The sequence below is a fragment of the Legionella tunisiensis genome (assembly GCF_000308315.1).
In the GTDB taxonomy this organism is placed as follows: Bacteria; Pseudomonadota; Gammaproteobacteria; order Legionellales; family Legionellaceae; genus Tatlockia; species Tatlockia tunisiensis.
The window spans coordinates 1-9630 of record NZ_CALJ01000279.1; the positions used below are offsets into that span (position 1 = coordinate 1).

Below are 9630 nucleotides of genomic sequence, written 5' to 3' on the forward strand. Positions count from 1 at the left end.
CCATTGGAATTATTAAGACCGTGTTTCAAGCTGAGGCCATCTCATGAGCTAGGTTATCGCCATCGTACTCAATGGTACCTCGTTAACGCTATTGCGCTAAAACCAACCTGTCATGGCCAGAAACTTAGAGTGACTCCTTATCTTTATATTCCAGGTATGTCTTATAGAAGAAAAAATCAATTAACATAGTCAGGGTAAATTATTTGTTTGCGAATAAACCTGAAATATCAATATCTGATTGATGAGTTTCTGAATAAACCCTATTTGCTTCGCTGTTCAAGTATTCTATCAGCTTGTTACTCTCTGGCAGCCATTTTTTAGCAAATTCTAAAGCAAGTACTTCATTTTTGTCTCTGAATAAGCTAAACCCCAATTTTTTTCAGTTATTTTTAACAAATGTCGTTGAATTTCGATAATAGAAGCGCGATCTAGAATTCCACTCCCTAGATTTTTTCCAGTTGAATTATCAATCCGTTGAATATATTGTCAGAATACCCTGCCGCTTTTATATTGCTAACAAAATCCCTAATTTTATCTTGTGACTCTCTATAAAATGTTATTTGCCTGGATAATTCTGCCTTATTCATATTTTCCAGAACTCTTGGATTATTCATAGTGTTTATAAAGAGACTTCTTAATCCAACTAATTGATGCTCGCTATATTGCCCATTTATAGCTAAAACCAGACCATTCCTGTTTTTCAACAACTCTGGGTCGTTCCTTATTGCAGCGCTTGGGGTCGTGGGTAATAACTTTATGCAACTCAGTACATCCTGTTTTTGAAGCAATGACGAAAATTCTGCCAATTGGCCTAAGTTATGTTTCAATTCTGGAAACGCTTCCAGGATTTGGATTAGAAAAACTTGCTCCGCTTTGCTCTTGGCAAAAAACCAGGAATTGCCATGGCAGTATCTTTTAACCTTCGATATACCTCTTTATAATTTTGAGGTACATGCAACGCATTGAATGGCTCCCTACTGCCATCGGGAAAATCATCCGGATCTAATCCAATCTCCTCTTTCCATTTTGTGGGATGTTCAACCATATCTAATAAAACAAAAATTCCTTCGGTAGACCCCAATCTATTATTTTCTATCAAGCCTCCATAGGTACTCATTGCACTCGTTTGTCGGGTATCCAACATTGCACAAAATTGTTCCATTGGGCTTAATTTTTCTGGTGGTACATCTCTCAGCCAATTTCTTCCTTCTTTAGTCATCTTAAAAATCGATAATCTCCATCTGCCCAGTACCACAATTGTTTTGTCCAACTGGATTGTGGCAACTTGGCACCATCAAAAACAACATCGATCATCTTAAGCAAGCCCTTTCGGCAATATTCGGGTATAGGTGAAACTACTTCACTATGATAAACATCGTGTTTAAATATCGTGAAAAAGTTTCATTGTCTGCAAGATGAACTTCAGCAGGCGAAAAACCTTTAATTAAGCTAGAGCCAATACACATTTGGCCGACTCGATACCCACCTTGAAGAGCATTATGTACCATAGCCATAGTCTTAGGACCAAGTTGCGGGATAACAGGGGCATAATCTGCGCCATAACGAATTAAACCTAAAGCATTTCTTACCCCACAAGAAGGTTCCATAAAATTGAACTTATCATCCTTACCCGAATAATAAAAAGCTCCCTCTGTATCAATAGCATGACCCAATGAGCCCTGCGTACCCCGCTTTAATCGGTAAAAAATTTGTTCTGACCGAGGTAATTTTGAAATCATTTCTTTCAAATCCTCTTCATTTAACCGGGGGCCTTTTTTATTGTTGATCGCAGGAAGAAAATATTGTCTTGCTTCTGAAGTAAAATTGCCTGACTCATCTAAAATTTGATAAATCGGTAATGGGCGACTCTCGTCGGTACTAAATGATTGTTTATATTCTTTACCCTTTGATTTTCTGGGGTTTACTGCTTGATGCAATTCAAGCAAAGTAAATAATTGCGAATAGTTTATCCCTTTTCCCAACTTGGAATCCATTAGCTTTAGTACCATATGGGGAAAGTGTGAATCCTCAAATAGCTCCTTAAATTCCGGGCTAGTTAACTGTCTATCTCTTAAAATTTTTACTAACTTGTGTATTTTCTGAAAGTTTAAACTTTTAAATAACTCATGTTGCTCAGGTTGATATTGTTCTCTCAATTGAATCAAGCGATTAATATGCTTGTCTTGAAGAACATTCTGTTTCTTGAGCTCTTTAATAGCCTCATCTATTAACCCACTTGAAAAAGTAAAGCGAACAATATCCGTATTGAGTTTATTGTTTTTAGCCGCATGAGTTAAAATTTCCTTGATTTCTTCTATATTGAGTTGATTTGTAAAAAACTTAAATCCAGGTAATTGAGCAGATTCCTGAGTACGTTTTTTTAGTAACCTTTGTCCCTCGCTTAACGCTTTAAAAAACACCTTTAATGACTTCTTTCTTAATTGCTTGGTCTTCACTATATTGGATTGGCGTTTTTTCATAAGCAGGGACTTTAATCTTTTCTGCTGGCTCGTATGCAAATATTGGAAATTTAGTATAAAAAGTATCCCAAAGTTGTGTTGGCATTTCTCATTTCTTATTGATTATATATATTATAATCATCATATATAACAAACCATCTTTTTGAAAAAAGAAGTCAAATAGATAAATTATGGGCAGATATTGCTGTCAACATAATTAATTAGATAATGTTTCAACTCGGTATCGATACCAAACAGAGAAATACCTCACAATAACTAGAATTATGTTATTAAATCAGCATCTGGGCTGAATGGAGGAATATGAATTAAAGTGCATTTGATTTTAATAAATTATTCATTCCTTTCGCATCGAGCGGCTCTTTTCCAAAATAAAACCCTTGTACTATTTGACAATGATATTTTGCGAGTAACTGAAGTTGTTTTTCTGTTTCCACACCTTCTGAAATTATTTTCAAACCCAGGTTTTTACCTAAAGCAATAATAGACTTAACAATTGTTGCATCATTTTGATTTTCATCTATGTAATGTATAAAGGATTTATCTATTTTTAATGAACTAACAGGTAATTCTTTAATGCGACTCAATGACGAGTACCCAGTACCAAAATCATCGATCGCAATACTGACACCAATGTCTTGTAACTGCTTAAAAATTGAATCTAATTCAACTGGACTCAACATGACTGCACTTTCTGTTAACTCCAGCTCCAAATTTTTGGGTGGCATGTTCAATTCATTAATAATTGATACAAAAGACTCCACAAATTTGCTATGAGATAATTGTAGGGGCGACACATTCACGGCAAGTTTCACCCATTGATTCACCAAACCATTTGCTTGCCATGTCATATATTGCTTACAGGCAGTTTTTAATACCCATTCGCCAAGAGAAACTATGACCCCATTTTTTCCGCAATAGGAATAAAATCATTTGGCATAATGACTCCCTGTTGAGGATGTTGCCATCTTACCAACGCCTCCATTCCGACAATTTTTCTGCTTGGTAAGCTATATTGAGGCTGGTAGACCAAGAAAAGTTGATTTTTGGCTATCGCATCAGGAAGTATACTCTGTAATTGACACTGTTTTTTGAAAGTTGAGTTAATTTGCTCTGAAAAAACTTGGTAATTATTACGCCCAAATTCCTTAACGGTATATAAAGCAATGTCGGCGTTTTTAACTAAAGTAAAAAATCCTTATGTGTGTGGTCGGAAATTGCAACTCCTACGCTAACGGTCGCATAAAAACTATGATTGTCGAGTTCAAATGGCTTTTTAAAACGACCTACTATTTTTTGTGCAATTTTCTCAACATCTTTGTTATTTTTGAAGTTAGATAAAAGGATAGCAAACTCATCCCATCCCCTCCGAATCTTGCGATAATATCTTCTTTACGCACGCATTTTTGTAATTGCTCAACAACAGATATCAGTAGTTTATCACCGACATGATGACCAAATGTATCGTTAATATTTTTAAATTTATCAATATCAACCATTACTAGCGCAACGGACGTATTATTTCGATAAGACTTGTCCAACTCTATTTTTAACGTTTTGGTAAATGCTAGTCTGTTATATAAACCAGTTAGCGTGTCATGATTCGATAAGTAAATTATTTTTCTTCAAATTTCCTTCGTTCGGTTAAATCACGCGTCACCTTTCCATAGCCTATCGTCTTACCGTCGTTATTCTTTAAAGAGGTAATGATCACATTGGCCCAAAATTGGGAACCATCTTTTCGTACACGCCATCCATAGTCCTCATAATGGCCATATTTACTCGCCATTTCCAACTCATATTCCGGATAGTGATTTTTGCATGCCTGTTTTGGATAAAAAACTGAAAAATGTTTGCCTATGATTTCTTCTGCCTTATATCCTTTAATAATTTCTGCCCCCTTATTCCAACTTATAATTACACCATTAGAATCCAGCATTAGAAGAGCATAATCTTTGCAGCTATCAACAAATAATTGTAAAAACTCTTGATTTCCTGCTGAAATGGATTGATCCATACTATTTCCTTGATTAGGAAAGGCCTTGTCATCAATTTGCAGACAACTCAATACTATAAGTTTTTCCTTATTAGACACTATATAGTTATAGCATATAGGGCTTGAGTTAAGGGTTATTAGGTGTGCTTAGTCGCCTTAATTTTGGTAGTGCGTCAAGTTTATCGATCACACATTTCTCTGGAATTCAAATCGGTTAATAAACAACCCAATAAACGGTATCATATATGAGCTCTGATTTTAAAAACAGATTGTTTTTCCGGCAAGTCTTTTGAAACGAAAGGGACTTGAAGCCTATAACTTACAAGTTCTGTCTACTATCTCACCCGGTTCGGTGATATTGATTCTAGAACCTGGGTTAAGTCGTTCATTGAACTGTGATTCCTCTCTTGTTTCTCGGCCACAATAAATTGAAAACTTTAATAAAAGATCAGCACTTGATACTTCACGCGCAGTCAAGCTAGATCCGGCAAGTCCTAAATGACAATCTTGATGAATAATGGGTGCAAGAGCCAAGGGAGCTTCAAAATCAAGCTTCAAAGTATGCTCATGCCCTTCTAGTACTGAACAGTTTAGATAGGTTACTTGGCTTAAAGCAGATGGTTGCAGCATCCATAAGCGATCATGCGCTATATCCTTTTCTGCTAATATTCCTAACGTTAATTTACTGCCAAGACTGATATTCTTTACTGATGTATTGTTCACTAATTCAAAAGTGCTACATGCTTTAAAACAAGAGTCCTTGCTTTCAACAATCTGAAAAAGAACTCCGTCAAGTTGTATATAGTCGTCTTTAGATAATAGATGTTTACCTGTGTTACGGCAGGTCAAAAGGATTGTTCCAAGTTCAAGATTTTCCTGATAATCATTAACCTCAATATCTTGATGTGCAAAACCAGAAAAGAAACAGAATAAATCATTCATACTTCTTGGCATGTTCTTTCCTAATGTTTGATAGAGAATTAACTAATATATTTATCGCTTATTTTTAGAGCATTATGTAAAATAGGTTTTGAAACGCCAATCATCTCACAGATTATACAGTGTTTTTATAGCGTTATAGCTACTTTGACTTTGTAGAATCGACTCTAAACCGGATTGGTGTCTACATTATATGGAAAGCTTGCCGATCATGATTTTTGAATCCTAGTAAAGCGCCTGGTGGAAATACCTAATACATGCTATCTTGATTTTAATTTCATCATAATTTACTATTTTTAAAAGTATTTTGAGAAATTATAACATTTTGTACCTGGTAAATAGGGCCTGTTTCATAGGATAAAAAAGATCCCCTTAAAGGATTAGCTATGTATAATTTTCGCCGCTTTGGGATCAATGTTATAAATTCCATCAATTCCATTGTCCTTGTTTTTCGCTTTCTAGGCCACCTACTTTATAGCCTTATTTGCATCATTTCGGGTAAGGTATCTGTCGGTTGGTCTAATGCTATAGAGTTTATGTATTATGCAGGAGTTCGTCCTGTTACTTCATTAGTTCTTATTTGCTTATTAATAGGTATAACCGTTTCACAAGCCGTTTATTTTCTCTTACAACCTTTTAACCTACACCAAAGAATTCTGCCTACTGTCCAAAATATTTTAACGCACGAAATATTACCTATAGTTATTGGTTTTATTTTATGTATCCAAGTGGCTTTGCATTTGATCAACACGCGTTTGGAAGAACACAACAGAAATCCAGAGGATTTTATTCTTACCCATGTATGGCCAATTATTATCGGTATGAATATGACATCATTAATCCTATATGTTTATCTTGTTTCCTCCATTTTTTCAGCTCTTATATTAGCTTTCATTTTTTATTTGGGTATACAAATAATGAATTTTTGATCCACATTTTAAATTCTACAACAACATTTGATTTGATTTACTCATTCGTTAAGACATTAATTTTATGTATGATTGTTGGATTTTCTGCCAGTTATTATTATTACGAAACAGCAGTTGGGAGCATAAATTTGAGAAAAGCCATCTCTCGAATTTTAACACGTAGCTCATTCTGGTTAATCATAGCCAGCATGTATATTACATACACATTTCAAGGATAAGAATGCAACAAGACCGATTCTATACATTAGTTGGTGTTTTTGGAGCCGGAGCCCTCTGTTTACTACTCTTAGGAAGTGTTTTTTTATAAAGAGCACAAACGTGCTCAAGCACAAACTTTTGTTATGTTCTTTAATGGATCTCTAAAAGGATTAGTAGTGAATTCTTCAGTGACCTATCTAGGAGTGAAAATAGGTGAAGTTAAGTTTATTGAACTTACTGAAGATAAAAAGAGAAATAAAGTCAGTATTCCTATTTATGTGCGATTTTTCGTTAACAGGAATTATGGTTTTAGCCAAGACCCAGTTCACCTACTGATTAATGATGGGTATGTAGCAAACATTAGCAAACCCAACTTATTAACGGGTGTTGCTGAAATTGAGTTAATTCCGTCAGATTCTCCCAGACAATTCAAACAAACCTATTACCAAGATTACCCTATTTTCCCGACTTATAATAAAGTTGAACCATATACATCCATGGAAGAAGTGTTCGAGACAGCCAAAAAGACACTTGAAGATATTAGTGAATTAGTCCGCTCAAAAGAAATCAAAGATACGTTGGAGTCCTTACAAAAAATGACAGATAAGATAGATATCTTAGTGTCTAGCTTAAATCAAAATGTTCCCGGTGTTGTGACCACGTTGAATCAAAGTTTAAAACAAATTACTGCTGCAGCTTACTCCACTCAAAACCTAACTGATTACTTGTCGCGGTATCCGGAGTCTTTGCTACGAGGTAAGCAATAAAAATGAGTAGATTATTTTCCATGTTCTGGTGCATCAGAAAAAACCGCTTTAAATAGAAGACTAAATTGCGTTCACGCTTTTATCCATTATCTATTTATGAATTGTTGTCGTTCATCCAATCTATGTGATGATAACCGTAGAAAGATACCCTTAAAGAGCAACATAATACTACTCACAACTCTAATCCTCTGCGGATGTGGTAAAAGTAAAGAATCACAATTTTATATACTAACCCCGCTCCCCCCTCAAAAAATTACCATTTCTATAATCAGATACAGATAGGTATTGATAGCGTAACTATTCCTGATTACATAAAGAAAACCAATTAATGATTAATCAATCTCCACATCACTTAAATATTGAGGAATTCCATCAATGGGCCGGGCCTTTGGATAAAAATATAACGCTTGTCTTAACCACCAATCTTTCTACATTAATACCTGGAGCTATCGTCCAAAGCGCTCCATTGGATACTAAATTTCACCCCGATTATCACCTTCAAGTAAACATTTCACAATTTGAAATTGATGTTCATGGCACAAGTATTTTAAGAGCTGAATACATTATTTATCAGAAGGAAAAACTAATCCATAAAGGAAATGCTTACTATCATATTACAATTCCAGTAGTCACTACTGAAGCACTAGTAAAAAGTATGAATACCAATCTAACCAGTTTATCAATAAAAATAGCCCATTCTTTTATTAAAAATAATAAGTAACGACTCTATAGTTTTTGTTGATTACAGCTAACCGCTAAAATCACTCTGTAAACGCACTGGTCTTTCTAGGTGATAGTCATTTTCAGCTAATTTCATGACTTGTTTAATTAAAGATTTGGTATTAGCCCCATAATTTATAACCTCATTTGAGCAGTTAGTAAAGGCTTCGTAAAATTCATTATAGGCCTCCTGACTACTAGGCATCGATAAATAGTTTTGTGCCCGAAACAACAACTCAAACTTATCGGTTCTTAACTGTGTAGCTTTGCCTCTAGATTCTTCAGGTCTATTCTTATCCCAGAACATGAACATATCTTTCGCTTTACTCTTTAACAATCGGTGGTTACCGTGGATATCATCTTCTAGTTTGATTCGGTATTGGCTAATAGCATCATACAACACCCTGATTTTAAAAGTTAATTCTGACACAACTTGATTAGCACTTGTAAACTCAATCAAAAAGCTACTTATATTCGTTATATCATAGCTATCACAATCATTTTTAATAGGAACCCGGTTTGTCGTTATAACGTCTTGCATTCGCTGTTGAGTATCATTGGCGTCTGTCATCAGATCTAGTGTTATTTGGCTCCTTTCCCTATCGCTAAAGGAAATAAATTGGTTACCACTCAAATTACCTATTCTATTAATATTTATTTGTGTACCGGGTAGTCTTATCTTGAGGTTGTAAATACTAAGCTTCCTGAGCAACGCTTGACAACTCCTTTCATTACGTCGTTCTGAGTTGCCGTCCAAATCGATTATTTCCAAGCCATCATCCGTTAACCGTAACGAACTGGCATTTTTTACTATATGCTCAAAATCACTCCCCAGGCTTGGATGGGCAGACAGTTTTAATCCTGAAACCTGGCATAACTCTATCATCTCTTTAAGCATGGATGATGCTGTCAGATGTTCATCAATGCGATGATTGTTGCAATGCTCTTTTCTTACTTCAAATATATCTGACAGATTATAACCAAAAGGGAATCGTGAAGATTTCTTTTGAGCTAATACGTACTGATCATCTCTATTGAGCAAATAGATCGCTTCCATCGTATGTCGTACTCCTAACAAATGCCCCATTTTTTATTTAACTGCTCCCACTCTCCACTTGTTCTTGAAAAACCAAAACTTATTTTATCTCTTTCTTCATCTAAAGGAGTCACCAAAAAATAATTACCAAGCCCATTATCTTCAAATCTAAACGCATGCAGGGCTAGTCCTCCCGGAAAGTCATTAGGGTGCTTATCAATCAATTCCGCTACTTCAGCGGCAAAACCTCTATTGTCTTCTGTAGTCAAGCCAACATTACACGAGAAAAGTTCGATATCGGTTACCTGAGGATTTTGTTCTTTAAAACGCACCAGAAACGCAAAAAATTCGTCGGGGGACTCGAAATCTCCAATACCATCACGCCGCCCATGGCCCATGAAACTGACCCTCACTTGCTCTTCTGGCAGTATAGGCAACCCTTCCAATGGGTATATTTCCTTTTCTCGCGAGCCTAATAAATCCAGGGTCTCGGGCTTTGCCATAATGACCAATTCCTGATTTAATTTCTCAGCAACTTTCAAGTTAAGTGATAGGTAGTGGCCCCTTT

At 35.5% G+C, this 9630-nt stretch carries 16 protein-coding genes and 1 pseudogene; 5 read left to right on the plus strand and 12 right to left on the minus strand.

Features of this window, described 5'->3' with window-relative positions; genetic code table 11:
- The coding region (locus tag BN58_RS34970) for a hypothetical protein (protein WP_232220724.1) at positions 1 to 189 on the plus strand (189 nt) is incomplete at its 5' end.
- A gap of 10 nt (positions 190 to 199) precedes the next feature.
- Here BN58_RS34970 and BN58_RS32020 read toward each other — a convergent pair.
- The 10 genes and pseudogenes from BN58_RS32020 to BN58_RS16450 all read right to left on the minus strand — a co-directional run bounded on the left by BN58_RS32020 (position 200) and on the right by BN58_RS16450 (position 5427).
- Positions 200 to 373, minus strand: a complete 174-nt coding sequence (locus tag BN58_RS32020; RefSeq protein WP_019217752.1) for a hypothetical protein — start codon at positions 371 to 373, stop codon at positions 200 to 202.
- 70 nt (positions 374 to 443) lie between these two features.
- A complete protein-coding gene (locus tag BN58_RS16405) occupies positions 444 to 806 on the minus strand; it encodes a hypothetical protein (protein ID WP_232220725.1) in 363 nt (120 codons plus the stop codon).
- 47 nt (positions 807 to 853) lie between these two features.
- Positions 854 to 1219 (minus strand): hypothetical protein, encoded by a 366-nt coding sequence (locus BN58_RS16410; RefSeq protein ID WP_019217754.1) that lies wholly within the window; start codon positions 1217 to 1219, stop codon positions 854 to 856.
- Between the two features lie 136 nt (positions 1220 to 1355).
- Complete coding sequence (locus BN58_RS16420; RefSeq protein ID WP_019217756.1) at positions 1356 to 2420, minus strand: hypothetical protein; 1065 nt, start codon at positions 2418 to 2420, stop codon at positions 1356 to 1358.
- Positions 2410 to 2565, minus strand: a complete 156-nt coding sequence (locus BN58_RS31170; RefSeq protein ID WP_019217757.1) for a hypothetical protein — start codon at positions 2563 to 2565, stop codon at positions 2410 to 2412. Before BN58_RS31170 ends, BN58_RS16420 begins: the two co-directional genes overlap by 11 nt.
- Before the next feature lie 220 nt (positions 2566 to 2785).
- Positions 2786 to 3510 (minus strand): annotated as a pseudogene (locus BN58_RS29020) (putative bifunctional diguanylate cyclase/phosphodiesterase).
- Positions 3511 to 3659: 149 nt separating this feature from the next.
- Entirely contained in the window at positions 3660 to 3851 is a 192-nt protein-coding gene (locus BN58_RS37985; protein ID WP_083852242.1) for a diguanylate cyclase domain-containing protein, read from the minus strand.
- A complete protein-coding gene (locus BN58_RS16440) occupies positions 3767 to 4096 on the minus strand; it encodes a diguanylate cyclase domain-containing protein (RefSeq protein WP_083852241.1) in 330 nt (109 codons plus the stop codon). Before BN58_RS16440 ends, BN58_RS37985 begins: the two co-directional genes overlap by 85 nt.
- Complete coding sequence (locus BN58_RS16445) at positions 4093 to 4545, minus strand: PAS domain-containing protein (RefSeq protein ID WP_019217760.1); 453 nt, start codon at positions 4543 to 4545, stop codon at positions 4093 to 4095. Before BN58_RS16445 ends, BN58_RS16440 begins: the two co-directional genes overlap by 4 nt.
- Before the next feature lie 240 nt (positions 4546 to 4785).
- Positions 4786 to 5427, minus strand: a complete 642-nt coding sequence (locus BN58_RS16450; RefSeq protein ID WP_019217761.1) for a hypothetical protein — start codon at positions 5425 to 5427, stop codon at positions 4786 to 4788.
- Positions 5428 to 5798: 371 nt separating this feature from the next.
- Between BN58_RS16450 and BN58_RS26495 the strand changes: the two genes are divergently transcribed.
- The 4 genes from BN58_RS26495 (at position 5799) to BN58_RS34975 (ending at position 8027) form a co-directional block, all read left to right on the plus strand.
- The gene (locus tag BN58_RS26495) at positions 5799 to 6341 is read left to right on the plus strand and encodes an ABC transporter permease (protein ID WP_019217762.1); all 543 of its coding nucleotides are present in this window, start codon (positions 5799 to 5801) and stop codon (positions 6339 to 6341) included.
- On the plus strand, positions 6296 to 6559 hold the full coding sequence (locus tag BN58_RS36515) for an ABC transporter permease (RefSeq protein ID WP_269570388.1): 264 nt from the start codon (positions 6296 to 6298) through the stop codon (positions 6557 to 6559). Before BN58_RS26495 ends, BN58_RS36515 begins: the two co-directional genes overlap by 46 nt.
- A 156-nt stretch (positions 6560 to 6715) precedes the next feature.
- Positions 6716 to 7306: an MlaD family protein gene (locus tag BN58_RS16460; RefSeq protein WP_232220726.1), complete on the plus strand. Its 591-nt coding sequence runs from the start codon at positions 6716 to 6718 to the stop codon at positions 7304 to 7306.
- 328 nt (positions 7307 to 7634) lie between these two features.
- Positions 7635 to 8027, plus strand: coding sequence for a PqiC family protein (locus BN58_RS34975; protein ID WP_019217764.1), 393 nt, complete (start codon positions 7635 to 7637; stop codon positions 8025 to 8027).
- A 27-nt stretch (positions 8028 to 8054) separates the two neighbouring features.
- Here BN58_RS34975 and BN58_RS16470 read toward each other — a convergent pair whose 3' ends face one another.
- Positions 8055 to 9083, minus strand: coding sequence for a hypothetical protein (locus BN58_RS16470; RefSeq protein ID WP_019217765.1), 1029 nt, complete (start codon positions 9081 to 9083; stop codon positions 8055 to 8057).
- A 14-nt stretch (positions 9084 to 9097) separates the two neighbouring features.
- A partial coding sequence (locus tag BN58_RS16475) for a hypothetical protein (protein ID WP_232220727.1) occupies positions 9098 to 9630 on the minus strand: 533 nt, incomplete at its 5' end.

Bases quoted from the DNA above. Each gene is read 5' to 3' on its own strand.
- BN58_RS16470 (WP_019217765.1), bottom strand. From the start codon at position 9,083: ATGGAAGCGATCTATTTGCTCAATAGAGATGATCAGTACGTATTAGCT.
- BN58_RS16450 (WP_019217761.1), bottom strand. From the start codon at position 5,427: ATGCCAAGAAGTATGAATGATTTATTCTGTTTCTTTTCTGGTTTTGCA.
- BN58_RS26495 (WP_019217762.1), top strand. From the start codon at position 5,799: ATGTATAATTTTCGCCGCTTTGGGATCAATGTTATAAATTCCATCAAT.
- BN58_RS34975 (WP_019217764.1), top strand. From the start codon at position 7,635: ATGATTAATCAATCTCCACATCACTTAAATATTGAGGAATTCCATCAA.
- BN58_RS16410 (WP_019217754.1), bottom strand. From the start codon at position 1,219: ATGACTAAAGAAGGAAGAAATTGGCTGAGAGATGTACCACCAGAAAAA.
- BN58_RS31170 (WP_019217757.1), bottom strand. From the start codon at position 2,565: ATGCCAACACAACTTTGGGATACTTTTTATACTAAATTTCCAATATTT.